The sequence below is a fragment of the Pasteurella sp. XG20 genome (genome assembly GCF_018968665.1).
Classification (GTDB): Bacteria; Pseudomonadota; Gammaproteobacteria; order Enterobacterales; family Pasteurellaceae; genus Pasteurella; species Pasteurella multocida.
This window is the reverse complement of record NZ_CP076656.1, coordinates 1,869,538-1,895,793: the sequence shown is the minus strand read 5'-3', so window position 1 is coordinate 1,895,793 and position 26,256 is coordinate 1,869,538. Positions and strand designations below refer to the sequence as shown.

At 41.6% G+C, this 26,256-nt stretch carries 23 protein-coding genes; 13 read left to right on the top strand and 10 right to left on the bottom strand.

Features of this window, described 5'->3' with window-relative positions:
* Positions 1-43: 43 nt before the first annotated feature.
* Positions 44-760, bottom strand: coding sequence for a purine-nucleoside phosphorylase (gene deoD, locus KPF51_RS08850; protein ID WP_005717770.1), 717 nt, complete (start codon positions 758-760; stop codon positions 44-46).
* Between the two features lie 205 nt (positions 761-965).
* Positions 966-2,228 (bottom strand): NupC/NupG family nucleoside CNT transporter, encoded by a 1,263-nt coding sequence (locus tag KPF51_RS08845; protein ID WP_010907113.1) that lies wholly within the window; start codon positions 2,226-2,228, stop codon positions 966-968.
* 233 nt (positions 2,229-2,461) lie between these two features.
* Here KPF51_RS08845 and KPF51_RS08840 point away from each other — a divergent pair, with 233 nt between their 5' ends.
* Positions 2,462-3,130, top strand: coding sequence for a YitT family protein (locus KPF51_RS08840; protein ID WP_010907114.1), 669 nt, complete (start codon positions 2,462-2,464; stop codon positions 3,128-3,130).
* Here KPF51_RS08840 and KPF51_RS08835 read toward each other — a convergent pair.
* On the bottom strand, positions 3,074-4,120 hold the full coding sequence (locus tag KPF51_RS08835; RefSeq protein ID WP_061406370.1) for a glycosyltransferase family 9 protein: 1,047 nt from the start codon (positions 4,118-4,120) through the stop codon (positions 3,074-3,076). The genes KPF51_RS08840 and KPF51_RS08835 overlap by 57 nt on opposite strands.
* 255 nt (positions 4,121-4,375) lie before the next feature.
* Between KPF51_RS08835 and rpsP the strand changes: the two genes are divergently transcribed.
* The 6 genes from rpsP (at position 4,376) to KPF51_RS08805 (ending at position 9,331) form a co-directional block, all read left to right on the top strand.
* Positions 4,376-4,624, top strand: coding sequence for a 30S ribosomal protein S16 (rpsP, locus tag KPF51_RS08830; RefSeq protein ID WP_005717779.1), 249 nt, complete (start codon positions 4,376-4,378; stop codon positions 4,622-4,624).
* A gap of 46 nt (positions 4,625-4,670) precedes the next feature.
* A complete protein-coding gene (gene rimM, locus KPF51_RS08825; protein ID WP_061406371.1) occupies positions 4,671-5,198 on the top strand; it encodes a ribosome maturation factor RimM in 528 nt (175 codons plus the stop codon).
* Between the two features lie 53 nt (positions 5,199-5,251).
* A complete protein-coding gene (gene trmD, locus KPF51_RS08820) occupies positions 5,252-5,989 on the top strand; it encodes a tRNA (guanosine(37)-N1)-methyltransferase TrmD (RefSeq protein ID WP_064661055.1) in 738 nt (245 codons plus the stop codon).
* 36 nt (positions 5,990-6,025) lie between these two features.
* A complete protein-coding gene (rplS, locus tag KPF51_RS08815) occupies positions 6,026-6,376 on the top strand; it encodes a 50S ribosomal protein L19 (protein WP_005717782.1) in 351 nt (116 codons plus the stop codon).
* A gap of 367 nt (positions 6,377-6,743) precedes the next feature.
* Positions 6,744-8,042: a C4-dicarboxylate transporter DcuC gene (gene dcuC, locus KPF51_RS08810; protein ID WP_005723851.1), complete on the top strand. Its 1,299-nt coding sequence runs from the start codon at positions 6,744-6,746 to the stop codon at positions 8,040-8,042.
* A 20-nt stretch (positions 8,043-8,062) separates the two neighbouring features.
* Positions 8,063-9,331, top strand: a complete 1,269-nt coding sequence (locus tag KPF51_RS08805) for a M20 family metallo-hydrolase (protein WP_061406372.1) — start codon at positions 8,063-8,065, stop codon at positions 9,329-9,331.
* An 84-nt stretch (positions 9,332-9,415) separates the two neighbouring features.
* On the opposite strand, the gene KPF51_RS08800 is transcribed toward KPF51_RS08805, so the two are convergent.
* The 5 genes from KPF51_RS08800 to KPF51_RS08780 all read right to left on the bottom strand — a co-directional run bounded on the left by KPF51_RS08800 (position 9,416) and on the right by KPF51_RS08780 (position 19,011).
* Positions 9,416-13,162, bottom strand: coding sequence for a hypothetical protein (locus tag KPF51_RS08800; protein WP_005725293.1), 3,747 nt, complete (start codon positions 13,160-13,162; stop codon positions 9,416-9,418).
* A 252-nt stretch (positions 13,163-13,414) separates the two neighbouring features.
* Positions 13,415-15,421 (bottom strand): TonB-dependent siderophore receptor, encoded by a 2,007-nt coding sequence (locus KPF51_RS08795; protein WP_005725294.1) that lies wholly within the window; start codon positions 15,419-15,421, stop codon positions 13,415-13,417.
* Between the two features lie 10 nt (positions 15,422-15,431).
* On the bottom strand, positions 15,432-15,908 hold the full coding sequence (locus tag KPF51_RS08790; protein WP_005719820.1) for a hypothetical protein: 477 nt from the start codon (positions 15,906-15,908) through the stop codon (positions 15,432-15,434).
* 144 nt (positions 15,909-16,052) lie between these two features.
* Positions 16,053-17,897 (bottom strand): ABC transporter ATP-binding protein, encoded by a 1,845-nt coding sequence (locus KPF51_RS08785; RefSeq protein WP_061406373.1) that lies wholly within the window; start codon positions 17,895-17,897, stop codon positions 16,053-16,055.
* Between the two features lie 70 nt (positions 17,898-17,967).
* Complete coding sequence (locus tag KPF51_RS08780; protein WP_061406439.1) at positions 17,968-19,011, bottom strand: glycosyltransferase family 9 protein; 1,044 nt, start codon at positions 19,009-19,011, stop codon at positions 17,968-17,970.
* 91 nt (positions 19,012-19,102) lie between these two features.
* Between KPF51_RS08780 and KPF51_RS08775 the strand changes: the two genes are divergently transcribed.
* Complete coding sequence (locus KPF51_RS08775; RefSeq protein WP_005723866.1) at positions 19,103-19,825, top strand: 3-deoxy-D-manno-octulosonic acid kinase; 723 nt, start codon at positions 19,103-19,105, stop codon at positions 19,823-19,825.
* Between the two features lie 37 nt (positions 19,826-19,862).
* Here KPF51_RS08775 and coaD read toward each other — a convergent pair whose 3' ends face one another.
* Entirely contained in the window at positions 19,863-20,339 is a 477-nt protein-coding gene (gene coaD, locus KPF51_RS08770) for a pantetheine-phosphate adenylyltransferase (protein WP_005723869.1), read from the bottom strand.
* Positions 20,336-21,619: a lipid IV(A) 3-deoxy-D-manno-octulosonic acid transferase gene (gene waaA / locus KPF51_RS08765; protein ID WP_005723871.1), complete on the bottom strand. Its 1,284-nt coding sequence runs from the start codon at positions 21,617-21,619 to the stop codon at positions 20,336-20,338. The genes coaD and waaA overlap by 4 nt, the downstream gene beginning before the upstream one ends.
* 82 nt (positions 21,620-21,701) lie before the next feature.
* On the opposite strand from waaA, the gene KPF51_RS08760 reads away from it, so the two are divergent.
* The 5 genes from KPF51_RS08760 (at position 21,702) to KPF51_RS08740 (ending at position 26,209) form a co-directional block, all read left to right on the top strand.
* Positions 21,702-22,466 (top strand): glycosyltransferase family 2 protein, encoded by a 765-nt coding sequence (locus tag KPF51_RS08760; RefSeq protein WP_005723874.1) that lies wholly within the window; start codon positions 21,702-21,704, stop codon positions 22,464-22,466.
* Positions 22,467-22,624: 158 nt separating this feature from the next.
* Positions 22,625-23,653, top strand: a complete 1,029-nt coding sequence (locus KPF51_RS08755) for an iron ABC transporter substrate-binding protein (RefSeq protein ID WP_005723875.1) — start codon at positions 22,625-22,627, stop codon at positions 23,651-23,653.
* A 6-nt stretch (positions 23,654-23,659) separates the two neighbouring features.
* Positions 23,660-24,652, top strand: a complete 993-nt coding sequence (locus tag KPF51_RS08750) for an iron ABC transporter permease (RefSeq protein ID WP_005723877.1) — start codon at positions 23,660-23,662, stop codon at positions 24,650-24,652.
* Positions 24,649-25,404 (top strand): ABC transporter ATP-binding protein, encoded by a 756-nt coding sequence (locus KPF51_RS08745; RefSeq protein ID WP_005723880.1) that lies wholly within the window; start codon positions 24,649-24,651, stop codon positions 25,402-25,404. The genes KPF51_RS08750 and KPF51_RS08745 overlap by 4 nt, the downstream gene beginning before the upstream one ends.
* On the top strand, positions 25,397-26,209 hold the full coding sequence (locus tag KPF51_RS08740) for a class I SAM-dependent methyltransferase (RefSeq protein ID WP_216711811.1): 813 nt from the start codon (positions 25,397-25,399) through the stop codon (positions 26,207-26,209). The genes KPF51_RS08745 and KPF51_RS08740 overlap by 8 nt, the downstream gene beginning before the upstream one ends.
* Positions 26,210-26,256: the final 47 nt, after the last annotated feature.

Genomic DNA, 26,256 nt, shown 5'->3' with positions numbered 1-26,256 from the left:
TGAAAATTCTGACCGCACTTTCTTATGTGTCTAATACGTAGAATTACGCCTTATCGCCAATTAGAACGGATTCTAATGCGATTTCAATCATATCATTAAATGTTAATTGGCGTTCTTCTGGTGTTGTTTGTTCGTGTGTACGAATGTGATCAGACACAGTACAGATTGTTAAGGCTTTGGCACCAAATTCTGCGGCCACACCATAAATTCCCGCAGCTTCCATTTCAACACCTAAGATGCCATATTTTTCCATTACATCAAACATTTCCACATCTGGTGTATAGAATAAGTCTGCAGAGAATAAGTTACCAACATGGACATTTAAGCCTTTTGCTTTTGCCGCTTGCACTGCCGCCATTGTCATGTCAAAGTCCGCGATCGCAGCAAAGTCATGGTTTTTAAAACGGATACGGTTAACTTTGGAATCGGTACAGGCACCAAATCCAATCACCACATCACGTAATTTGACATCCATACGGACAGCACCGCAAGAACCAACACGGATAATTTTCTTCACGCCATATTCCGTAATCAATTCTTTTGTGTAAATCGAACAAGATGGGATCCCCATACCATGTCCCATAACAGAAATTTTGCGGCCTTTATAGGTTCCCGTGAACCCAAGCATATTACGGACATTCGTGATTTCTTTCACATCTTGTAAGAAGGTTTCTGCGATGTATTTGGCACGTAATGGGTCACCCGGCATTAAAACAACATCGGCAAATGCACCGGCAGGTGCGTTAATATGTGGAGTCATAGTGAATTCCTCTTTGTTAATAGTGAAGGGAAATGATGATACAAGACATTATACCTTATATCTGAAATTTATCTGTTGTGTTTCACTTTTGCTCTTAAAATGATGAAGTGAAACGCAAACGTTTACTTGTACCCTAGACGACAACACCACGAACAAGTCGTGGTGTTGAGCAAACGTAGTTAAAGACATGATGCTGTACGCTTCATTATAACGCGACACCACCTAAACCAATAAATAAGCCGGCAATAGTCGCACTCATTAAGTTAGATAATGAACCCGCGATAACGGCTTTGATACCTAAGCGAGCGATATCACCACGACGATTTGGTGCCATTCCACCTAAACCACCGATAAGAATTGCAATCGAGCTGAAGTTAGCAAAACCACAGAGTGCGAAAGTAATAATCGCTTTGGTTTTTTCACTTAATACAGCAGGGGCTTCACCACCTAAATAGGCTGCAAAATCTAAATAAGCCACAAATTCGTTAATCGCTAATTTTGTACCGATCATTCGTCCAGCGATTTCGGCTTCTGACCATTCCACACCCACTAACCAAGCAAGCGGTTTGAAGATCCAACCTAACAGCATACCGAGCGTTAATTCAGGCATATTAAATAGCCCACCAATACCGCCTAAGATACCGTTTAATAATGCGATTAAGCCTACGAACGCGACTAACATCGCACCGACGTTTAAGGCTAATTGCATACCAGATAGAGCACCACCAGCAGCTGCATCAAGAATGTTAGCCGGTTTCTCCGCATCCACTTGTTCTAAATTATCACTGAATTTTTCTGTTTGTGGGTAAAGAATTTTAGCGAAGAGTAAACCCGCAGGCGCTGCCATGAAAGATGCCGCGATTAAATAAGGAAGTGGTACACCTAATCCCGCATATGCTGCCATGACAGAACCAGCAATTGACGCTAACCCACCACACATGATGGCGAAAAGCTCAGATTCGGTCATTTTGCTAATATAAGGTTTGACGATTAAAGGCGCTTCAGTTTGACCTACGAAAATGTTAGCCGCAGCAGACATAGACTCTGCTTTTGAAGTACCTAATAGTTTTTGTAAACCGCCCCCGATGATTTTGATGATCCATTGCATCACACCGATGTAATAAAGCAATGAAATTAAGGCAGAGAAGAAAACGATAGTCGGTAAAACACGCACTGCGAAGACGAAACCGCCACCGCCAAAGACTTCAAACATTTTATCGCTGACTAGACCACCGAATAAGAAGCTGATACCTTCGTTACCATAGTTAATGATTTTTTGAATACCACCCGCTAACCAATCAAGTGCATCGCGTCCTGCGGGTACATAGAGAATTAATGCTCCAATACCAATTTGAATTGCCAGTGCACCTAATACTGTGCGGAAGTTAATGGCTTTGCGATTGTTGGATAATAAGAAAGCAATCCCTAACAATACAACAATACCAAGAATACTGATTAATGTACCCATAATTGTAAAGTCCTTTACTAAGTTAGAATGAAATGATAGTTGTTGATTCTACTGTGTTTTAGACGAAAAATCTTGTTTTATTGGAGCATAAATAAGCAAATTGTATTAAATTTTAGCTAAAATGTGATATGGCTCTCAATTTGGATGAAAATAGCCCATTGCCCGATATTGTTGGGGTAAACGTATTTTTTTATTATGATAGGCAATGTTATACACGGAATTGTTTTCTTTTTATGCAAAAAAAATTTAATGTCTTACCTCAAACTGCGTGGAGTGCGTCTTCCTTATGGGCAGTAGAAATGAAACCATTGGGGGTGCTTTTTATTTCACTGGCGACGCTTGGACTGGGTGAAGGGCTGATTTTATTGTCTGATTTAGGATCGGCACCTTGGACGGTGCTTTCGCAAGGTGTTGCTATTCAAGGCGATTTTAGTGTCGGTTGGGCATCTTTCCTTATCAGTTGTGTGGTGATGCTATTTTGGTTTCCATTGAGATTGCGCGTAGGGTTAGGCACCGTATTAAATATTCTGGTGATTGCCCTCTTTTTAGGCTTAAGCGTAGAATTTATGCCCAAACCGACCGCACTTTTGAGTCGCTATTTTTATTTGACTGTAGGCATTTTATTATTCGGTATTGGCTCGGCGTTTTATTTGACCTGTCATCAAGGTGCAGGACCAAGAGATGGATTAATGGTGGGATTATGCCAACGTTTCCGGCTGAAAGTTGGCATGGTCCGCACGACAATGGAGGTCAGTGTTTGCGTATTGGGGTTTCTATTAGGAGGCAAACTGGGAATTGGCACCGTACTGTTTGCAGTGTCAATTGGTTGGGTCGTGCAAGCCACATTACTGTGCTTGCTCAAGCTTCCACATTGTCTTCACAAAGGGAATCGCTTGTGTTAATACCTGATCAATATCAATGAGACTCAGATCCATTTGTTTCTCTCTATCCTGTGTTTGTGGGGAAAAAGCGAGATGTTTAGTGGGATCATTAATTGGTTGCCAACGTAAAGGAGTTGCAGAACGACGACTCGGATAAAATCCAATGGTGGGGATATTTAAGGCCGCACTCAAGTGTAATGGTCCTGTGGAACCAGCAATAAACAGATCGGCGCAAGCTAACGAGTGAGCAAAATCTACCAGTCCCGCATTTTTATCATACACTACCACATTGTTATGATTGACGCATGAGGCGAGTTCATGCGCTTTTTCACTTTCATTAGGACCTGCTGTCAGCACGATTTGGCAATCAAATTGACTTAATAAACCCAAAATGAGTTGTGCATATTGATCTAACGATAAATTCGTCGCTGAACCGCCTGATCCACTATGAACAAAAATCCATTTTTTTTCTAACGCTAGACCAAGCGTTTGACTGAGCATTTCGCGTTGATGTTGTACGGCATTTTGCTCAAAGGTTAAATACGGCGGTGTTGGTTCCACGATTGGGCAGTGCGTTTTTTGTAAAAATGCACGAGCAAGATCCAAATTATATTCGAATTCAGGTTTTAACGATTTTGAACGGCGTTGCGTGACGCGATGATTGTATAAAAATTGAATTAATTTGGTGGCTGGCGCTAAACGGAAAGGAATCCCTGCTTTCCAGACTAACAATGCATTGTATTTATCTGAAAAAAAGTTAATCGATGCATCAAATTTCACAGCTTTAATGGCTTGTAAGGTTTTCAGTTGGTCGGCTTTATCTGCCTTCTTACCCGCATCAATAATCACGTCATCTAAATAAGGACACAGACGAGCAAGGTCTGCGGTATAGTTCGGTACAAGTGCGGTCAGTTTTAAGCTAGGATTCGATTGCTTAAGCATCGCAAATGCCGGCCAAGCTAACATAAAATCGCCGAGTTTATCGTTGCGCACGACTAACAATTTTTGCATTTTTTATTCTCAATTAAAGGGAACATGTTTCAATATTCTACTCTTTTTCTGCACAAAATTTAATTGTAAATGTTACCTTTGTCAGTTGATGGTCTCTTGGAGAGAAAACCGCTTATTTCTTGCTTTTTTCTTAAAAAAGAGTATGATCCACAGGCTTTTTGTCTATATATACAGAGAAAAAAGTAAGTTTAACTCTCAAGATTTCTTCGATAATTGAGGGTTTTCTTTTTGTAATCAAACATTTAGAGGAAGGTTATGGTAACCATTCGTTTATCTCGTGGCGGAGCTAAAAAACGCCCATTCTATCAAATCGTTGTCGCAGATAGCCGTTCACCACGTGACGGTCGCTTTATTGAGCGCGTAGGCTTTTTCAACCCATTAGCAACAGGCAATGCTGAACGTTTACGTTTAGACTTAGACCGTGTTAATGCTTGGGTAGAGAAAGGTGCATCTTTATCAGATCGCGTTTCAGCTTTAGTTAAAGAAGCGCAAAAAGCAGCGTAATTTCCGCTAATTTATTAGCAGTAGTAAAACGAGATAGGTGGTAAATATGGAACAGCAAAGAATTGAAGTAGTTGGCAAATTAGGCTCAACTTATGGCATTCGCGGTTGGTTACGTATTTATTCATCGACAGAATATGCTGAAAGCATTTTTGATTACCAACCTTGGTTTTTAAAAATTAAAGGGCAATGGCAGCCTACAGCGTTAGAGAGTTGGCGTTACCACAATAACGATTTAATCGTTAAATTGAAACATGTGGACGACCGAGAAACCGCACAAACTTTAGCCAATATTGAAATTGGCGTTGATTTGGCGGTTTTCCCTGAGCTAGAAGAAGGGGATTATTACTGGCATGATTTAATCGGCTGTAATGTGGTTAACCTTGAAAACTATGCGATGGGCACAGTGACCGAAATGATGGAAACAGGATCTAACGATGTATTGGTTGTGCGTGCAAAAAGCAAAGATGCTTTTGGAAAACAAGAGCGGTTAATTCCGTTTTTGTATGAACAAGTAGTTAAAAGAGTAGATCTCAACACGAAGACAATTGTCGTGGATTGGGACGCTGGTTTCTAACCTCAGGTATGCCGTTTAGCTTTGGCTGTAGCATTTTGATATAAGGGTCACTTATGTTAGTTGGGATTATTAGTTTGTTCCCCGAAATGTTCAAAGCCATTACGGAATTTGGGGTCACAGGTAGAGCTGTCAAACAGAATCTCTTACAGGTGCGTTGTTGGAATCCCCGTGATTTTACGCACGATAAGCATAAAACAGTGGATGATCGCCCTTATGGCGGTGGTCCAGGTATGCTGATGATGGTGCAGCCTTTACGGGATGCGATTCAAGCAGCAAAAGCTGAAGTAGGAGAGGGGGCGAAAGTTATTTACCTTTCGCCACAAGGACGAAAACTCGATCAAGCAGGCGTAAAAGAACTCGCACAGCATCAGAAATTGATTTTACTGTGTGGACGTTACGAAGGCATTGACGAGCGATTGATCGAAACAGAAGTGGATGAAGAATGGTCAGTCGGTGATTATGTACTGACTGGCGGTGAATTGCCGGCTATGACATTAATTGATGCAGTAGCACGATTTATCCCAGGTGTGCTTGGTAAACAAGCCTCAGCCGATAAAGATTCGTTTGCTGAAGGCTTGCTTGATTGTCCACATTATACGCGTCCTGAAGTGTTAGATGGTTTAGCTGTACCACCTGTGCTGATGTCTGGTAATCATGAAGAAATTCGTAAATGGCGATTGAGACAATCGCTTGAGCGTACATGGTTAAGACGCCCTGAGCTATTAGAAAGCCTAGCTCTGACTGACGAACAACGTAAACTGTTGAAGCAAATTAAAGCAGAACACAGTTAATATCAGTTCAATCTAGGATTAGAAAGGTTAATTATTATGAGTAACATCATTAAACAACTTGAACAAGAACAGTTAAAACAAAACTTACCGAGCTTCCGCCCTGGTGACACGTTAGAAGTGAAAGTATGGGTAGTAGAAGGGAGCAAACGTCGTCTGCAAGCATTCGAAGGCGTGGTTATTGCAATTCGTAACCGTGGCTTGCACTCTGCCTTTACATTACGTAAAGTGTCTAACGGTGTCGGTGTTGAGCGTGTTTTCCAAACACATTCACCAATCGTTGATAGCATTACAGTGAAACGTAAAGGTGCGGTACGTCAAGCGAAACTTTACTACTTACGTGAGCGTTCAGGTAAATCTGCTCGTATCAAAGAGCGTTTGGGCGATTAATTCCCAAAAGAAAGGCTTGGTTATCCAAGCCTTTTTTCTTACTTACACATAAAAGTGCGGTTTATTTTTATAAAATTTTATTATCCAGCGGTATCGCCTTAATGTCTTGCTATGGGCTGTTGTGATCAGTACTAAACCTTGCTTAGCTCCTTCATTCTACGCTCTTTGCGTTCATTTTCCTTTGCTTAAGATTCTTTTCTCATTTTATTTCGTGATCCCTATCAATAAAATATGATTTTTAAATTCCTAAATTAAGCTGAACCACGCATACTGAGTGCAAGATTTTTTTGATAGTAAAGTGTCAAGATTATTAAAAAATATCTTGTTTTGGTCAGTAGTTAACATTTAAGACATTGAGGAGCTGATTATGGTGGCATTGAAAGCAATTATTGCGCTTACTGGCATTATTGTTGCTGTCTATTTATTAATAAAGAAATATGAAACACGCACAGTATTAATTGGTGTAGGGTTGTTCATGGCGATTGCAACACTTAACCCAATGGGGGCACTCGATGCATTTGCGAAAAGCATGACATCGGCAGGGCTAATTATGGCAATTTGTTCGAGTATGGGCTTTGCTTATGTGATGAAATATACGCAATGCGATACGCATTTAGTCCATTTATTAACAAAACCATTAAGTGGCTTGAAGTTTTTCTTAATTCCTATCGCCACAATCATTACCTTCTTTATTAACATTGCGATTCCTTCTGCAGCAGGTTGTGCGGCAGCCGTGGGGGCGACGCTCATTCCAGTATTAAAAAGTTCCGGTGTTCGTCCAGCAACAGCTGGAGCAGCAATTCTTGCGGGAACGTTTGGATCGATGATGAGTCCGGGATCGTCGCATTCAGCCATGTTAAGTGAAATGTCAGGTTTAACGGTGACACAAGTTAACTTATCTCATGCGCCTTATACGATGATTGCAGGGGCGATCGGGGCCGTGATGTTAACGATTTTAGCGATTGTGTTTAAAGATTATGGGGAAGAACACCGTCAAGCGTATTTACTTGAAAATAAAGAGAGTGAGCAAAATGCAGAAAATATGAAAGTGAATATTTTTTATGCATTAGCACCATTAGTACCTTTAGTGATTTTAGTTATTGGTGGAACATCTTTACAAAAAATGCCGGGTTTAGAATGGACGAAAATGGGTGTACCACAAGCGATGTTAATTGGTTCATTATATGCTGTTGTGATGACACGCATTTCACCGGTCAAAATTACAAATGAGTTCTTTAATGGAATGGGTAATTCTTATGCGAATGTGTTAGGTATCATCATTGCGGCAAGCGTCTTTGTTGCGGGTTTAAAATCAACAGGAGCCATTGATAGCGCGATTGAATTCCTGAAACATTCAAATGAATTTGTGCGTTGGGGAGCAACCATTGGACCATTCTTAATGGGCATTGTGACCGGATCGGGAGATGCTGCCGCGATTGCGTTCAATACCGCGGTGACGCCTCATGCAGTCGAATTAGGTTATACCCACGTTAATTTAGGTATGGCTGCCGCGATTGCGGGGGCAATTGGACGTACAGCCTCTCCAATTGCTGGCGTGACAATTGTCTGTGCAGGTTTAGCGATGGTTAGTCCGGTTGAAATGGTCAAACGCACTGCACCAGGCATGATTCTCGCGATCTTATTTTTAGCATTGTTTATGTTGTAATCATAAAGAGGAGCGATTCAATGAGTATAACACTTGAACAACTCATCCAATGGCGTCGTGAATTTCACCGTTTTCCAGAGATTGGTTGGTCTGAGTTTTGGACGACGAGTCGTATTGCAGATTATCTTGAGGAAATGGGATTTGACATTTTATTGGGTGATAAAATTATCAATCCTGAATTTGTACGTGGTCGCCAGCAAGCGGTTGTCGAAGCAGGGTTAGCCAAAGCAATAGCGTATGGCGCAAAAGCAAAATGGCTTGACCAAATGAAAGGTTATACGGGGTGTGTAGCAGTATTAGATACAGGCAAACCGGGTAAAACAGTCGCATTACGTTTTGATATTGACTGTGTTAATGTTAGCGAAACCACCCATCCTGAACATATACCAAATCAATATGGTTTTGCTTCGTTGAATGATGGTTTTATGCATGCTTGTGGACATGATGCTCATATTACCATTGGATTAGGTACGGCTAAATGGTTAGCCGAAAACAAAGATAAACTGCGTGGTAAAATTAAAATTGTTTTTCAGCCGGCTGAAGAAGGAGTACGGGGGGCTGCCGCGATTGCAGCGAGTGGCATCATTGATGATGCGGATTATTTCGCTAGCTCACATATTAGTTTCTGTGCGGATACGGGGACAGTCATCTCAAATCCTAGAAATTTCTTATCGACGACTAAAATTGACATTCGTTATCAAGGTAAGCCGGCACATGCTGGCGCTGCGCCACATGTAGGTCATAATGCGTTACTGGCTGCGGCACACACAGTCACTCAGCTTCATGGTATTGCACGCCATGGTGAAGGGATGACACGGATTAATGTGGGCGTGCTCAATGCGGGTGAAGGACGCAACGTTATCCCAGCAACCGCACAACTTCAATTAGAAGTGCGAGGCGAAAATAAAGCCATTAATGAATATATGGTGGCGCAAGTCATGCAAATGGCTAAGGGGATCGCGATCGGCTTTGATGTTAGCTATGACACGGAAATCATGGGAGAAGCCGTCGATATGGTGAATGATGAAGAGCTTATTCAACTTGTCGAGAATATTGCATTACAGCAAGCGGATATTAAACAAGTTAATGCAGATTATGCCTTTAATGCGAGTGAAGATGCGACGATTTTAGGACGTCGTGTACAAGAGCAAGGGGGTAAAGCCATTTATTTTATCCTTGGTGCAGATCGTACTGCCGGACATCATCAAGCTGAGTTTGATTTTGATGAAACACAGTTATTAACTGGTGTGAATATCTACACGGCATTGCTTCAACATTTACTGGCTTAATATTGACCGGGCGTATTATCTGTTTTAATGCTTGGTATGTATAAAAAAATAGCTGTGTTTTACACAGCTATTTTTGTGTTTATTTTAGAACGTGACATTGAGCCCAACACTACCACCCCAGTATGCATTTCCTGATAATCCACGACCTACATAAGGTGTGAGATCAATACTGCTTTTGGCGCTAATGTTATAACGTAGTGTACTGCTAATGTCCCCATGTAACCGTTTAAAATCGCCTTGCATTTTCACATCACCAATGCCATCAGCTTTAGCGTGATAGTGTGGATTTTTTAATGAAAGCGCATATTCAATTTCGGCTTTAGGCTCCCAAAAGAGTTGGTTTGTTAACGGAATCGACGTTGTTATACCCAACATGGCAGCTGTATGGCGGAATTTAAGTGGTGCATAAGAAACTGGAAAAGCCACGCTTTCTTCTTGATAGCCATGTTGTTTTACTTCCGTATATTTTAACCCTGTGTATAAACCTGCATGACCACCACTCAAAATATGGGCATTGGCACCGGCGAGTAATGCGACAGATTGGCTAGAAACGTTTGTTTTACCCTTCGCTTGTTCTGTGCCCTCAATTGCCTGACGCTCAATCTCAACCTGATAACGATTCACTGCACCTGTCGCACGGAGATACCAATGTCCGTTTTCTACTGTTTGTTTCCATTGTGCATATAAACCAATCCCTAAGTTATCACTTGTCCGTTTGTAACCATTGACTTGTTTACTATATGGAGTATGGAAAAGTGCGGTACCAAGTGCAAAATTTTCATTCATGACATAACCAATATTGAGCTGAGTGAGCAAGCTACGATCTTGTTTCTCTGCATCGACAGTAGCTTTAGTACGTACAAAAATGCGCCCAGCCTGACCTGCTGCGTACAATTTACTTGGCTGAGTTTGACGATTGAGATGACTTGGTAAAGTGCTTTTCGCTTCAACGAAAGTATTTCTGAAATCAATACGACTGTAATCGGCTAAGGCATAAGCATTGGAATCTATTGCATCAAAGCCAGAAAAACTCTCAGTTAATGAACTGAGTAGTCGGTTTTGGCTAGAAATCGTTGCCAATGCACGAGTACCTAACCGTCCCATTGTCTCTCTGGTGTCTTGAATTGACACTGGATCGCTCACTTTAGGGATAGCCTGTGTATAATCAAGTTTCCACACGGTTGCTTTTTGAATTGGACGATTAAAATCATCCGTTAAGTCTGTTTCTGACACCCCAACAGCAATTGTTCCATCGTGATTGAGTCCGTAAATTGCCCCTTCACCGATGCCTTCCGTTTTTAGTGTGCTGAGCGCAACAGGTTTTTGGGCACTGTCATACCATATCACTGGGCGACTAACACAATTATCATCTGGTCGATCTGTGGTTGCACAACCTTGATCAATGGCTGCGGTACCCCCAATAATATTTCCTTGTGCATTCAAGGCATAAGCAAAACTCGAACCCGCATCATGTTGATCGGACGTATAGTTGGTTAAGGATTTTAAATAGGTATGATGCCAGTTTTCGCTTTGTCCTTTGTCTTGTCCATTATTTTTCCATAAGACAGCTTGGTTTTGTTTCACATTTGCACTGACTTGTGTATAACCTACTGCCACTGAGCCATCTGCGTTCAATGCATGTACGGCACCATTAAAATTGTGTGGGGTGTCCACGTTTAAACGCGTGACTTTCCAGTCCTCAGAACCATCATCTGTCCAAATCGCAGGACGTTGATTTTTAATTGATGCTCTTTCTAAGCGTTTGCCGATAAAATCGGCACTGCCTGCAATCACTTGACCGTTATGACTAATGGTTCGGGCATCAGCGGATGGTGTATAGTAAGTGCTATTGCTAAAAGGTGTTTCTAAGCGAATCGGTTTACTACCTTCCTGCCATTGTGTTCCCTCTCGTTTCCATAATACGGCTTGTTTCGCTCGTGGATCAAAAGTGTAATCGATTGGGGCAATACTTTGTCCGACAGCAAAGGCACCATCAGCACTTAATGCACTCACTTTCCCGGATACTTGCGTTGGATTATCAATCAGATTATTTACCGCACCCATCCCATTTAGCCCAAGTGTATCGAGGCGAATTGGGCGGTCGTTACCGTTTTGCCAAATTGCAGGGTACTTAGAAATCACTTTTCGGTTGTCTGCTTTGCGGAAGTAATGACCGCGTGCTTCACCACCATAAGTGAGCCCATCATGGCTGATCGCCCACACAGCAGCATGGTTTGTGTTGCCTTCAAAATTGCGTAACGCAATAGTTTGCCCCTCTTTCCAAATGGTTGCCGCACCACCGCGTTCTGTACGGCTTTCACCTATTCCGCCGATGACGCGTCCATCACCAGAAATTGTCATCGCAAAAGAATAGCCCGGGACGCTTGAGGTCGGAGTTTCTACCGAACTGACCGTATAAGTAATAGGTGCTTGCTCAGGTGTTGATGGTAACGTATTCAGCTTTGGTGTATCTGGTTGCGTCGGCTTAGGTGATGTTGGCGCTTCAGGGAGCGGTGTTTTGGGATAAGTAATTTTCCATACCACGGCTTTTTGTGTTCTGGCATAGCCATCTGTCAAATCAGTATCAGCGACACCGACTGCAATGGTACCATCATCATTGAGAGCATAGACCGCACCATTGCCCGAACCATCCGCTTTTAAGGTATTTAATTCTAGCGGTTTGCTAGTAGTGTTATACCATACAACAGGACGTGCGATGCAGTTATCATCTGGTTTTTCAGTTGTGGCACAATCTTGTTCAGTGGTGGCAATTCCCCCGACAATAGAACCATCTTTATTTAAACTATAAGCAAAACTGGAACCAGCATCATGTTCTTCCGCACGATGATGTGTGAGGGATTTTAAATAAGTAAAAGTCCAGTTTTCACTGACGGATTTATCTTGTCCGTTATTTTTCCATACGACCGCTTGATTACGTTTTACATCTGTTGTGGTTTGTGTATAACCTGCCACGGTGATGCCATCCGCGCTAATGGCATGTGCCATGCCATTAAAATTATCATGCTCTTCAACAGGTAAACGAGTGACTTTCCAATCGCTTAAATTTTCACTTGTCCAAATAGTAGGGCGTTGATCTTTACTAAATGACGTATTTTTATTGACCGCTTTAATCCAATCTGCGCTACCAGCAATGACATTTCCAGCATGACTAATGGCATTGGCATTGGCACTTGGGGCGTAATAATCACTTTTTTCATAAGGAGTAGGCAATATTTCTGGTTTCGTACCTGTTATCCAACCGTTTTCTCCGCGTTTCCAAAGTACCGCCAATGTTGTGCTACTTTCATTGTAGCTGTCTTTTTCTGGAATACTCTGTCCTATCGCAATCGATCCATTTGCACTGAGCGCATTGACTTTGCCTGATACGGTTGTATTGTCACCTGCTCGATTGCCGATGGTACCTAGCCCCCCTTGTCTTATTGTCGCTAGACGAATTGGTTTGTCATTGTCGGCTAACCAAATAGCCGGAAATCTTGCTTTGAAATCCCTTGTTGTAAAACCTGCTTTTCCTCGATAGCTATACAGTGCTTCACCGGCATAAGTTGAACCATCGTGGCTAACTGCCCAAATGGCCGCATTATTTGCTTTATAGGATGTTGGGTGTACCTTTGTTTCGTCGTAGTAGGCTCTCCCAAAATTCATGAATTCTTTTATGGTTCCATTTTGCCAAATGACGGCAGCACCTGCGCGCTCATGGCTACCTTCGCCAATCCCGCCGATCACGTTACCGTCACCAGAAATGGCACGTGCGCTAGAGAAGTAAAAGTTTTTAGCTGAGTTTATATCATTTGTTAGTAATGTCGGTGTCATTGATTCAGCGTGAGTTGTGAAAGGCAGAAAAAACGTTGAAATGAAGAGGGAAAGGTAAGTTCGTTGATATTGTCTGTTGTTCATAGCTCACTCCAATTAATAATAGGGTCGATATATAAAATTATATATAGCGATCCTATTTCTTGTGCTATGAATGTCAAGATGAGTGTTATGGATTTGTTAAATAGATCACAAAATAACCAAAAAATTGTGAGAAAGTAGCCAACAAAGTGGCTACTTTTCTATAACAAGTTAGAACATATATTTGACATTAGCAAAGTACACTCGACCTTCTTCTGGCATACCATAAGTGTAGTAATAGTTTTTATCAAAAATATTATTGATTCCTGCATCAATGACAAAGTTGGATGTAGCTTGATAAGTCAATTTAGTATTGGTTACTCCAAATCCAGCCACTTTGGTTGTATTCGCTTTGATTTGTCTATTAGGGATACGGTCAAGACTATAACGTCCAGTTTCAGCTTCTTGACTGACATAAAGTGAAAGGTTTGGTAAGACTTTCCAATCGGCATATACAAAGACTTTATGTCTTGGGATATGGTGAATAATCATCTCTTTATGCGTACGGTTTTTCGCCCGTAAATACGTATAGTTTGCCCCTAAAGTCAGGTTATCCGTGACAAAAGCTGTGGCAGCCAACTCAATCCCTTTGCGAATTTCTTTACCATAATTCTGATTTTGTTTTAAATTATCTGGATGATTAGGAATAACTACTTCTTCAATCGCATCATGAACATCGCTATAGAACAATGCGCCTTCTAAACGTAACCAGTCATTGAAAGTACGTAAATAACTTACTTCATAGTGATAGGCTGTTTCAGGTCCAAGGAATGGATTAGGTTCTACACTACCAAATCGACGAGAATAGCGTTCTTTCATTGTGGGTAGGTGTGTCTTTTTCGCAAAGCTGGCAGCAAACTCATCATTTTTATCAAAGCGATGGCTTAATTTGATTTGATAATTCAGTGCGTGTTGATTACCCAGTTTGAATGGATTAATTGATTTTGGGGCATTTTTGCCTTTTGATTTTACATCAAACTTCTCAGCACGATTGGCTTGACGATAATCATAGCTGATCCCTGATATCAATTGCGTATTGCTTGCTAATTGATAGGTATGTTCTAGTCCAATACTGTAAGTTTGATCTTTATTTTTTGTCACCGGATCATTGTTGTCATGTTCTCGGTGTATATCTGCTTTATAGTTTAGTGCCAATTTTAAGGTGTGTTGTGTGGTTAAGTCCGCGCCCAATTCAATACCTGCGCCATAGGAATAATCGCGGTAGTAGCTAGTATCAGCAGTAGTAAAAGTCGCATCTTTAAACATGTCTAAGTCATTTTTGAAAGTATCATAGAATACTTTGCTATTGATATAGGCATTATGTGGGGCAAATTGAGTATGTGATAAGAAATAGAGGCTGTCTTTATCCCATGCATTCCAACGCCAAAAACGCCCTGCACTTTGGTGTTCGCCAGCATAGAAGGGCTGTTCTTTTTTTGCTTTTTGTGTGCTTAGCACGAAAGCATATTCATCGGTATTATTTGGCGTATAAGCCAGTTTTAAACTTAATTTTTTATCACGATGCACCGATTGCTCAGCTCGTCCACCGTCTTCCAAGCTTTTACCTTGCTGTTTATAGTGATGAGAAAGTTGTAACCCTTGTCGCTCAACAAAGCTGCCGTTGATCTGAGCATAAAATTGTTCTTGCTTGCTACCTAGGCTGAAATAAGTTTGGTTGGTACTTGTTTTGGCATCGCGTCCTTTTTGAAAGCCATAACCAAGTGTACCTTCTAGTGGTTTAGTTGGTTTACGACTGATTAAATTAATTGCCCCGCCCATCGTATTTGGACCATATAGCACGGCGCTTGCGCCTTTAGAAATATCAATACGTGAGAGATCAAAAGTGCTGAAACGACCTAAGTCCATATTGCCATCATAAGGCACATATACAGGGATACCATCAATGTATATAGGGACACGACGAGCATCAAAGCCTCGTACATTAATGTTTTGCTCACTGCGTGCGCCAATACGTTCAAAACTTACTCCTGGTGTTATTTTGGCGACTTTAGCAACATTCGTAATATTGTTTTTCTCGAGCGCTTGGTATTCAAGGCGTGTCGTGGTGAGATCGCTACTGTTATCCGCAATGACTTCAATTTGTCCAAGTTGAAAGACATGTGCATAACTTGATGCGCAAACGAGCGTAATTACACTATAAAGAAAAGTTTTTTGCATAAGAGATCCTTTAAGAGTTAGGGGAAAATTTAAGCCGCATTGCAATATCAATACACAAAAAGATTTTTTCATCATTGTTATGGCAAGCTTGGCGTAAGGTTTGGCGAGTGCTGAGCACCTGAATTCGCACTTGACGTAATTCGTCCAAAAAGTGCGGTTCAGATAATTGAAATTCTTCGATGAGTTGTTGCACAGTCAGGTTTTCAAACGTTTGAATTAAGCGCTCTAAAGTACAATAACTGGGGTATTTGCTGTGATAAAGCCAATCAAAAAATTGAGTATGGATTTTCTTTAATTTACTACGTCGATGAATAAGATGCAGCACAATACTGCAAATGAAAAGAAGGGCAAAAATCAGGTGAGTAGAAAGTGCAACAGGGAAGTTGATCCCAAAATAGAGAAAAAGCCCTGACAAGATTATGGCAGAAACGCTGATTAACATCAGCATAGTCAAACTAAATTTATAAATAACACTGAATTTTTGCATAATTTGAGTGAGTAAAGTGAATAAATTTAGCGCAGATTATAGAGTATCATTATATAAAAATAAATATAACGATAGAGGTTTTTAAAGTGCGGTCAACATCGCTAAAATATTTACCGCACTTTTGAACTGAAGAAAAGAAACGTTTTAGTGATCTGTATCTGTCAAAAAACCACCGCTTTGATGGACCCACAGTTTGGCATATAAACCATTTTGGGCAAGCAATTCATGGTGTGTCCCTTGTTCGACAATTTGCCCTTTATCTAATACTACTAAGCGATCCATGGCAGCAATTGTCGATAAGCGATGAGCAATAGCAATGACGGTTTTATTTTCCATCATTTTATCGAGGCTTTCTTGAATGGCGGCTTCGACTTCAGAATCGAGAGCGCTGGTGGCTTCATCAAGTAATAAAATCGGGGCGTCTTTTAACATCACGCGGGCGATCGCAATGCGTTGGCGTTGTCCACCTGAAAGTTTGACTCCTCGTTCACCCACATGGGCATCATAGCCCGTACGACCTTTGGCATCACTAAGTTGCGGAATAAAATCCGCTGCTTCAGCACGTTGTGCTGCACAGTACATTTCTTCTTCCGTCGCATGAGGGCGCCCATAAACAATGTTCTCTCGCACGGAGCGATGTAGGAGTGAGGTATCTTGAGTGACTAAGCCGATTTGACTACGTAAACTTTCTTGCGAGACATCACATACATTTTGTCCATCAATGGTAATTGTCCCTTGTTGTGCTTCATAAAAACGCAGTAATAAATTGACAATAGTGGATTTGCCTGCGCCGGAACGCCCAATGAGTCCGACTTTTTCACCCGGTTTAATGGTTAAATTAAAGTCGGTGAGCAACGGTTTATCAGGCGAATAGGCGAAATGTACGTTGTGAAAGCGAATTTCTCCTTGCTGAATTTGAATGGGTTTCGCGTCTTGTTTATCCACGATCGTATGGGGTTTGCTGAGGGTTTGCATACCGTCATTGACCGTACCGATATTTTCAAATAAACGTGCAGACTCCCACATAATCCAATGGGATAGACCATTGACGCGTAACGCCATGGCTACAGCCGTGGCTATCGCACCGACGCCAATACTTCCTTGTTGCCAGAGAAAAATGCCTAATATTGCGGTCCCCAATGTCAAGGCGATATTGGCAGCGTAGGTCAGAATATCTAAACCTGTGCCTAAACGCATTTGTGCGTGTACGGTAAGCATAAATTCTTCCATTGAACGTTTCGCATACGCGGCTTCTCGTGTGCCATGAGAGAAAAGTTTTACCGTCGTAATGTTTGCGTAGGCATCCGTGATACGTCCAGTCATCAGAGAACGTGCATCAGCTTGGCGCTCTGCGGTTTTTGCCAGTTTCGGGATAAGAATACGTAAAATCGTGCCGAAAGTGATTAACCAAAGTACAAAGGGTAACAGTAACCAGCCGTCTAGGCTGGCTAACACCACACCAGAAGTAATAAAATACACCGACACATACACCACCATATCCGCTAATGTGAGTACCGTATCACGTACCGCCAGTGCCGTTTGCATCACTTTAGCAGACACTCTGCCAGCAAATTCGTCTTGATAGAACGATAAACTTTGACCGAGCATCAAGCGATGGAAATTCCAACGTAAGCGCATTGGAAAGACCCCTTGCAGGGTTTGTAAGCGGACTGCGGAGGCGATGAATGCCCATACAATACTAAACAGCAGCAAGCCTGCCATCGCCAATAGTAATGGTCCTTTTTCTTGCCACAGTGTGAGCGGGGTATATTCGGTTAACCAGTCAACCAGAATACCCATAAAACGAAAGAGTACCCCTTCCACAATGCCGATACCAATCGTGAGGAACGCTAATAAAAAGATCCAACCGCGCATGCCCTCCAAATTTGCCCAAATAAAGCGGATCAGCGTTTTGGGTGCCGTTTTGGGGGCCTCAGGTGGATAAGGATTCACCCGATTTTCAAACCATGTAAAAATCTTATCTAACATAAGCATTCCTTTATAACATTGCGAGGTTCATCATTGAACGTCATAAAATTTATAAAAAACAGACCGCACTTTAAAACAGATTGAGTGCTTTCATTTGGGCAACAACGTCCGCAACCTCAATTTCTGCCATCAGATTTTTCCCTTTTAACTTAGTTGCCCAAGGTAATTGATTAGACAGCTTACCGAACTCTTTTTGTACATTTTGTTCATAGACCGACACGACATTGGCTAGATTGTTGTAAGGACCTGTACGCAAGGGATTGTGATACGCATATAAACCAATGACATCGGTACCTTGCGTGGTGGCGAGATGTGCAGGTCCCGAGTCGGGGGAAAGCACGACATCGACCATACCGATCAATGCAGTAAGTTGTTTGAGGTTAGTTTTGCCAGATAAATCAGTAGGTGTGAACTTACATTGGGCGAGGATTTTTTGTACCATTTCTTTTTCGCGTTTTGCTGGTGAAGCACAAAAAATAACATGAATGTTGTGTTGATGTGCGATATTGGCAATGTCGGCATAACGTTCAACCAACCAATCTTTTTCAGTTTTACTGGAACAAGGTGAAATCAATAAATTTTTTCGTGTTTTATCCACATATTGGGCGACAGCATTGCGGTCTGCATCGCTAATAGCAAGTTGCCATTGTGGTGCAGTGATAGGAACGCCGAGATAGGCTACAAATGCCATAAAACCATCAAGCACATGCGGACTTTGTGGCTCGTGAATTTTCCGATTGGTAAACAACCCTTGTCCTTCTCTTGCTCGTTTTTTGCCAAAACCCACTTTATAAGTGGCATTGATCCCGAGTGAAATCATGGAGGCGCGTAAGGCCGTTTGCATATTTAATAACGCATCAAAATGGCGTGATTTTAATTGTTTCCACAGGGCAAAGATGCCTTTCCAGCCAGTTTTTTTATCGTAACTGATTAATTCAACATCAGGAATACCAGCCAGTAACTGCGCCTCTGTTTTGCCGACGATCCACGTGATTTTTGTATCTGGCCAATGGCGTTGAATTTGTTGTACCGCAGCCAATGCGTGACAAACATCACCAATAGCTGATAAACGTAAAATACAAAGTGAGTGGGGGGGCGTACTAAACAGCGGCATCATTATCTCGTCCAATAAATCTTGTGTGAATTTTAACTATTTTAAAGTAGAATGTGGCCATTCGCTATCTCTGATTTCATCTAATAAAAATATGCTTGAATTTAAACACAAAAATACGTTTTTCTTGTTTAACTTTAAACAACCTAAAGCACAGCAGGCGTGCTTTTTTCGATCTTCATTTTGGAAAAAACAAGCGCGTATTCTTGGTTCCGCACAGGGACGAGGCGTAACGTGGTTTTTACAAACAAAAGATTTGTTTGGTGTCAACGCAGCATTAAAACATTATTACCGTGGCGGGTTATGGGGCAAAATTAATCGAGATTATTATCGTTTCTCAACCTTATCTAATGCGCGTAGTTTTGCGGAGTTTTCGTTGTTAAAACAACTTCATGAAGCAGGACTCGCTGTTCCAAAGCCTCTTGGCGCTTGTGTGGAAAAAGTCGCATTTGGTTTTTATCGTGCTGATTTGTTAACAGAAAAAATTGAGCATGCACAAGATCTCACTGTCTATTTACAACAAGGTAAGCTGACGGAACAAGATTGGCACAAAGTCGGACAACTCATTCATCAATTACACAGTTTGCAAGTGTGCCATACCGACTTAAATGCGCACAATATTTTGGTACAACAACGAGAAGATGGGCGTAAATTCTGGTTAATTGATTTTGATAAATGTGCACATCAGCTTGGTGAACGTTGGAAAAGTGAAAATTTAAACAGATTACACCGCTCTTTTATGAAAGAAGTGACGCGGATGAAAATTCAATTCAGTGAACAAGACTGGCAAGCTTTGTTAGCGGGATATCAAGCATAAGGGGAAAACATATTTCCCCTTTTTTCATCGTAGTGAACTATTTTTTTAAGTTTTGTAAGGCGTGAAAAACGACTTCGGGTACGAGTTGACTTACATCGCCATGATGTAAATGGATTTCACGAATCATGGTGGAGGACACATAAGACCAGCGTTCAGACGGTGGGAAAAATAAACTTTCTACCCCATTGGTTAATAAGCGATTTAAGTGAGCAAGCTGTAATTCATAGTCAAAATCGCTTGCACTGCGTACACCACGAATAATCGCTGTGATATTTCGTTCCTTGACCACATCCGCCAGTAAATCTAAAAAACCCACGACAGTCACATTCGGTAAGTGAGCGACGGCTTGCTTGACGAGTTCCACACGTGTTGCTAAATCAAACAAAGGCTTTTTATTCGGATTGGACGCCACGGCGACTAACACATTGGGAAATAAACGTGCGGTACGTTGAATAATATCCAGATGTCCATTCGTAATGGGATCAAAGGTGCCAGGGTAAATAACCGTAATCATACTGTTTTACTTAAATAAGGATCTAATAAATCTAACAAACGTTGTAAGGCGCCACGATTTTCAATCAGGACTTCATAACCCGCATTGCCATAACGCTCACGTAATTCTTGTGAATCTAAAAATTTTTCGACTGCATTGGTCAGGGCTTTGGTGTTTTCATTCACTTCTAATACGCCTTGTACTTGCAACAGTTTTGTAAACACTTCAGGGAAGTTAAAGGTGTATTTACCACTGATGACAGGTAATTTAAAGGCAAGTGGTTCGAGTGGATTATGTCCCCCATGCTTAACCAAACTGCCTCCCACAAAGGCAATATCGGCAAGCCCATACATCAACATCAGCTCACCCATGGTATCACCGAGTACAACTTGAGTTGAGCCATCGGGCGTAACATGATCGCTACGACGAACGTAAGTCAATTTATGTTTTTTAATTAATTCCGCCACCATATTAAAGCGTTCTGGATGACGAGGGACAAGAATTAACAATAGATTTGGATATTTATGTAGTAAGAGACGATGAGTTTCTAAGATAAGATCTTCTTCTCCCTCATGTGTACTTGCCGCGATCCACACCGGACGTTGGTCAACCCAAGTCTGTTTGAGTGACGCAACTTGTTGCATCAGTGTATCGTTGAGTACTAAATCATATTTGATGTTGCCGGTTAATTTTAAACGTTGCGCATCATAACCGAGCGATAAATAACGTTGAGCACTGACGTTATCTTGTGATGCAATTAGACTGATGTGGTCAAAAATGTGATGTAGTGCGCCTTTGAACCAGTGATAACGCTGTGTTGAACGTGTGGATAAACGCGCATTAGCAATAATAAACGGAATGGCTTGTTTTTTGAGTTGCACAATTAAATTGGGCCAAATTTCAGTTTCAATCACAATACACACTTTCGGTTGCACAAAGGCAATAAAACGGTTAACGGCATCCGGTAAATCGTAAGGCAAGTAAAAGTGAGTAACACTGTCGCCAAAGGCGGCCTTCACTCGATCAGAGCCGGTGGGGGTCACCGTGGTGACTGTCAGAGGTAACGTCGGATAAAGGGCTTGCAGACGCTTAATCAGTGGCGTTGCTGCAATAACCTCGCCCACAGAAGCCGCATGGATGACAACACCATTTGCTTTTGGTGGCACTACACCACAATAAAAGCCATAACGTTCATTAAGGCGTTTACGGTAATTTGGGGCTTTTAAGCTACGTCCTAGCATAAATAAGACAACCAAAGGTTGAATCAAATACATTAAGACGGTATAGACGAAACGTAACATAGCATAAATATTCGGTTATGTTAAAATGACAGACATTGCCCTTAGTATAAACTGTTGCACTCAAGACATAAAGGATTAAAGTATGCCAACACTTAGCGTTGCGATGATTGTTAAAAATGAAGCCGAGCATTTAGCACAATGTTTAGATACAGTGAAAGATTGGGTGGATGACATTGTGATTTTAGATTCGGGGAGTACGGATAACACAAAAGAAATTGCGTTAAGTTATGGTGCAAAGTTCTATGCGCATTGTGAGTGGCCTGGTTTTGGGCGCCAACGTCAAATCGCGCAACAATATGTGACTACTGATTACGTCTTATGGCTAGATGCGGATGAACGTGTTACGCCAGAATTGCGTGAGTCTATTCAACGCGCGGTCGCAAAAAATGAAAAAAATGTGGTGTATAAAATTTCACGTTTAAGTGAAGTATTTGGACGCAAAATTCGCCACTCTAACTGGTATCCTGATTTTGTCTTGCGCCTATATCCAACGGCACTGACACAATATAATGATGAACCGGTGCATGAAAAGGTCATGGTGCCGAGCCATGCAAAAGTGGAAAAATTAGCTGGGGATTTAGAGCATTACACTTATAAAGATATGCACCACTACTTAGTGAAATCTGCGGGTTATGCTAAAGCTTGGGCAGAAAAACGGGAAAAAGCGGGCAAAAAAGGCAGTCTTTTGGCTGCGTTCACTCATGCGATTGGCTGTTTTGCTAAGATGTATATTTTCAATGCGGGTTTCCTTGACGGTAAACAAGGCTTACTCCTTGCCGTCCTCTCCGCCCATTCGACCTTTGTCAAATATGCAGACTTATGGGTGAGAACACAGACGAAAAAGTAATTTAAGTTCAGAGAGTAGCACAAGGATTTTCCTTGTGCTTTTTTATGCGACATTTCTCACAAAAAACACTTTTAATTCCTTGGTTTGACGTGAAGTTATTTATTTCTTTCGATGTAAATAATAGTATATAGCGAAATCTTAACCAGAAAGGAGTGGCTATGTTAACGAAATTTATTAAAAAATCGACCGCACTTTTAGTGCTTTCTTTATTTGCGGGTGTCGTCAGTGCACAAAGTGAATCCTCATTAGTGGCAGGGAAATATGGTGAGGTGGAAGGGCAAAAGGTCCAAAAAGTGTTAAGTGCAGGCAAAGTGGCAGATGTGTTGTTGATTGCATTAGCGCCTGAAAAACTATTAGGTGTATCCAGTGAATTACCGAAGAAAGGGATGCCTTATTTTTCTGAGCAAGTCCAAAAATTCGAGGTGACAGGGCGCTTGGCAGGACGAGGTTCTACCGCACCATTGGAAAAACTGGTGGCGTTGAAACCGGATATTATTGTAGATGTTGGTAGTGTGAGTAAAAGTTATCTGGCGACAGCGGAACGGGTTAATCAACAAACCCAACTGCCTTTTGTGTTAGTGGATGGTAAATTCCCACAAACTGCGCAGCAAATTCGTGAAGTGGCGAAATTAATTGGTAGTGAGGAAAAAGGTGAAAAACTCGCTACCTATGCAGAGAAAGTGCTCGCCCTGACTGAAAATAGTGTACGCAATGAGAAACAGCCGGTTAGCGTTTACTTTGCTCGTGGCGCGGATGGGTTAGAAACTGGTTTAGCTGGGTCTATCCACGGTGAAGTATTAGATTGGGTGGGGATGAAAAATGTTGCTGATGTGGCAGGTGAGAAGAAAATTGCACGTGTGTCGATGGAGCAACTTTTACAGTGGCAACCTAGTGTGATTTTGACACACGATAAAAATTTCTATGAGTTATTGAAAACCGCAGATGTGTGGCAGCAATTAAGTGCGGTCAAAAATAAGCAATTTTATTTAGTGCCGGCAGAACCGTTCGGTTGGTTAGATCAGCCACCAAGTGTGAATCGTTTATTGGGTGCGGTATGGTTAGCTCATCATTTTGCCGCCGAGAAGGTGGATGCGAAACAGTATGCGATGTTAATTAATGACTATTTTGCGTTGTTCTATAGTCATCAATTAGATCAAAAAGCACAGGCAAAGTTTGGCATTAAATAATTCGTTATGAATGTGACCGCTCGTTTATGGCTACCACCGATATTATTAGTGTTGGTCGCCATATCAGCTTGTTTGATTGGGCAATATCACATCGCCTTCCACGATGTGTGGCAGGCGGTGTTACATATTGCGGCGGATAATCCTCGTACCGATGCCGAAACGGTCTTATGGAATATTCGTTTACCGCGTATTTTTACCGCCATTATTGTCGGTGCGGCGTTATCTGTTGCAGGGGCAACTTACCAAGGGATGTTTAAAAATCCCTTGGTCTCCCCAGATATTTTAGGCGTGACAGCAGGCGCAGGACTGGGGGCGGTTACGGCGATTTATTTTGGCGGTTCGTTATTCACGATTCAAGTCGTTGCATTTTTAGGCGGATTACTAGCAGTATTTTTAGTCTATTTAATCTCACGTACGGCACCTCATCACTCACCGACCTTAGCCTTAGTGTTAGCAGGCATTGCGATTGCATCGTTATTAAGTGCGGGCATCTCGTTATTAAAAATCTTATCGGATCCTTATAGTCAATTAACCACGATCACTTTTTGGTTAATGGGCGGATTAAATATGGCAACCTTAAATGATCTTGCTTTAGTTGCCCCTTTAATTTGTGCTAGTTTGATTCCTTTAATTTTATTACGTTGGCGGATGAATTTACTCAGTTTAGATGACGAGGAAGCTGAAACATTGGGTATTAATACGAAACGTACACGGCTTATTTTTATCTTATCCGCAACACTCATGACTTCAGCTGCGGTGTCTATTACAGGGATTATTGGTTGGGTTGGCTTGATCATTCCGCATATTGCGCGTTTATGGATTGGTGCGGATTTCCGGCGTTTATTGCCAACGAGTTTATTTATCGGTGCTACTTTTTTGCTACTCACTGATACCATTGCCCGTTCAATTTTCTCCATAGAAGTCCCTTTAGGCATTATTACCTCTCTGGTCGGTGCGCCCTTCTTTTTGAGTTTACTCATTCAAGGAGGGAAGCGATGAGTTTGGTCACCTTGAAGCATGTGAGTATAGGCTATAAAAAACAGGTGTTAGCTTCGGATCTTAATTTACAGCTTGAGCCAAATCAGGTGGTCTGTTTACTCGGCGCGAATGGCTGTGGCAAAACCACGTTACTCAAAACGTTGTTAGGTCTATTGCCTACGCTTGCTGGAGAAATATTGTTACAAAACCGACCGCACTTTATCTGGACGCAAAAAGAATTGGCACAATTTATTGGTTATGTGCCACAAGTACATCATTTGTTCCATTTTACCGTACAAGAAGTGGTACTGATGGGCAGGACTGCCCACCTTGCTTGGTACAGTTCACCTAAACAAAAGGATATTGCGATTGCAGAGCAGTGTCTCTCGACATTGGGCATCGCCCATTTGAGTCAGCGTTTTTACCATGAAATTAGTGGTGGGGAGCGTCAATTAGTATTGATTGCTCGTGCTTTAGCACAACAGCCTGCTTTTTTGATTATGGATGAACCAACGTCTAATCTGGATTTTGGCAATCAAATTCGCGTATTAGAAAAAATTACACAGCTAAAACAAACAGGTTTGTCAATTTTAATGACTACACATCAACCCGAGCACAGCTTTCATGTTGCTGATCGGACTATCTTGTTCCATCAAGGTCGTATTATTGCAAACGGTACACCAAAACAAACCCTGACTACACAAAATTTAGCCAAGATTTATCAATTAGACGAAGACGTATTACGCAAAAATTTAAGGATATCTTATGAATAAGCAACAAACTTTACGCGATGTGGATTTTGCCGAACTCTACCGCAATCATTATCAGATGGCATCAAGAGAACCCAAAACTGCTCAAGATTGGGATCATAAAGCGGAAAAAATGCAACATTCAGCGTTTGATTTGAATAATCATTATGTGCAGGCATTTGTCAGTCGGATGGATCTGAACAACGTAGAAAGCTTACTGGATGTAGGTTGTGGTGGTGGCGCAATTTGTCTTGCGATTGCACCGCAGGTTAAGCAAGTATATGGTTTAGATTACAGCGAAGGGATGTTATCCGTGTTACAACAACGTGCGACCAAATTAGGTTTTGAGCACGTTCAAGCGATACAAAAATCGTGGGATGACAGCTGGGAAGAGGTTCCTGTATGCGACATTTGCGTGTCTTCTCGTTCTTCTATGGTGGCGGATTTAGATGATGCAATTGATAAGCTCAATGCCAAAGCTAAGAAAGCAGTGTATATGACCATGATTGTAGAGAAAGATTTTATTGCACGTGACATTCTACAGTATATTGGTCGAGATTCTGTGGGGTTCCCTAATTATATGTACGCACTCAATTTACTACATCAAAAAGGCTACCACGCCAGTGTCGATTTTATTACTTCGAGTTGTGGTTTAGTCGAACCGGAGAAAATGACGGAAGAAAGTTTTATTCAATCAGTTCAGTGGTCAATTGGTCAGTTAACGGAGCAAGAAATACAAAAATTGAAAGCGTACTACGCGACACACCCTAACCTTACTTCAGCGCGTGGTGAGTTCAAAACATGGGCGTTTGTGAGTTGGAAAAAATAGTCTAAGCTACCGCACTTGAAACATAAAAAAAGCAGATCATTGATCTG

Bases quoted from the DNA above. Each gene is read 5' to 3' on its own strand.
- trmD (WP_064661055.1), top strand. From the start codon at position 5,252: ATGTTAGTTGGGATTATTAGTTTGTTCCCCGAAATGTTCAAAGCCATT.
- KPF51_RS08755 (WP_005723875.1), top strand. From the start codon at position 22,625: ATGTTAACGAAATTTATTAAAAAATCGACCGCACTTTTAGTGCTTTCT.
- KPF51_RS08795 (WP_005725294.1), bottom strand. From the start codon at position 15,421: ATGCAAAAAACTTTTCTTTATAGTGTAATTACGCTCGTTTGCGCATCA.
- dcuC (WP_005723851.1), top strand. From the start codon at position 6,744: ATGGTGGCATTGAAAGCAATTATTGCGCTTACTGGCATTATTGTTGCT.
- KPF51_RS08780 (WP_061406439.1), bottom strand. From the start codon at position 19,011: ATGCCGCTGTTTAGTACGCCCCCCCACTCACTTTGTATTTTACGTTTA.
- rpsP (WP_005717779.1), top strand. From the start codon at position 4,376: ATGGTAACCATTCGTTTATCTCGTGGCGGAGCTAAAAAACGCCCATTC.
- KPF51_RS08745 (WP_005723880.1), top strand. From the start codon at position 24,649: ATGAGTTTGGTCACCTTGAAGCATGTGAGTATAGGCTATAAAAAACAG.
- KPF51_RS08740 (WP_216711811.1), top strand. From the start codon at position 25,397: ATGAATAAGCAACAAACTTTACGCGATGTGGATTTTGCCGAACTCTAC.
- rimM (WP_061406371.1), top strand. From the start codon at position 4,671: ATGGAACAGCAAAGAATTGAAGTAGTTGGCAAATTAGGCTCAACTTAT.
- coaD (WP_005723869.1), bottom strand. From the start codon at position 20,339: ATGATTACGGTTATTTACCCTGGCACCTTTGATCCCATTACGAATGGA.
- KPF51_RS08750 (WP_005723877.1), top strand. From the start codon at position 23,660: ATGAATGTGACCGCTCGTTTATGGCTACCACCGATATTATTAGTGTTG.
- KPF51_RS08840 (WP_010907114.1), top strand. From the start codon at position 2,462: ATGCAAAAAAAATTTAATGTCTTACCTCAAACTGCGTGGAGTGCGTCT.
- rplS (WP_005717782.1), top strand. From the start codon at position 6,026: ATGAGTAACATCATTAAACAACTTGAACAAGAACAGTTAAAACAAAAC.
- KPF51_RS08845 (WP_010907113.1), bottom strand. From the start codon at position 2,228: ATGGGTACATTAATCAGTATTCTTGGTATTGTTGTATTGTTAGGGATT.
- KPF51_RS08775 (WP_005723866.1), top strand. From the start codon at position 19,103: ATGCTTGAATTTAAACACAAAAATACGTTTTTCTTGTTTAACTTTAAA.
- KPF51_RS08800 (WP_005725293.1), bottom strand. From the start codon at position 13,162: ATGACACCGACATTACTAACAAATGATATAAACTCAGCTAAAAACTTT.
- KPF51_RS08760 (WP_005723874.1), top strand. From the start codon at position 21,702: ATGCCAACACTTAGCGTTGCGATGATTGTTAAAAATGAAGCCGAGCAT.
- KPF51_RS08785 (WP_061406373.1), bottom strand. From the start codon at position 17,897: ATGTTAGATAAGATTTTTACATGGTTTGAAAATCGGGTGAATCCTTAT.
- deoD (WP_005717770.1), bottom strand. From the start codon at position 760: ATGACTCCACATATTAACGCACCTGCCGGTGCATTTGCCGATGTTGTT.
- KPF51_RS08805 (WP_061406372.1), top strand. From the start codon at position 8,063: ATGAGTATAACACTTGAACAACTCATCCAATGGCGTCGTGAATTTCAC.
- KPF51_RS08790 (WP_005719820.1), bottom strand. From the start codon at position 15,908: ATGCAAAAATTCAGTGTTATTTATAAATTTAGTTTGACTATGCTGATG.
- waaA (WP_005723871.1), bottom strand. From the start codon at position 21,619: ATGTTACGTTTCGTCTATACCGTCTTAATGTATTTGATTCAACCTTTG.
- KPF51_RS08835 (WP_061406370.1), bottom strand. From the start codon at position 4,120: ATGCAAAAATTGTTAGTCGTGCGCAACGATAAACTCGGCGATTTTATG.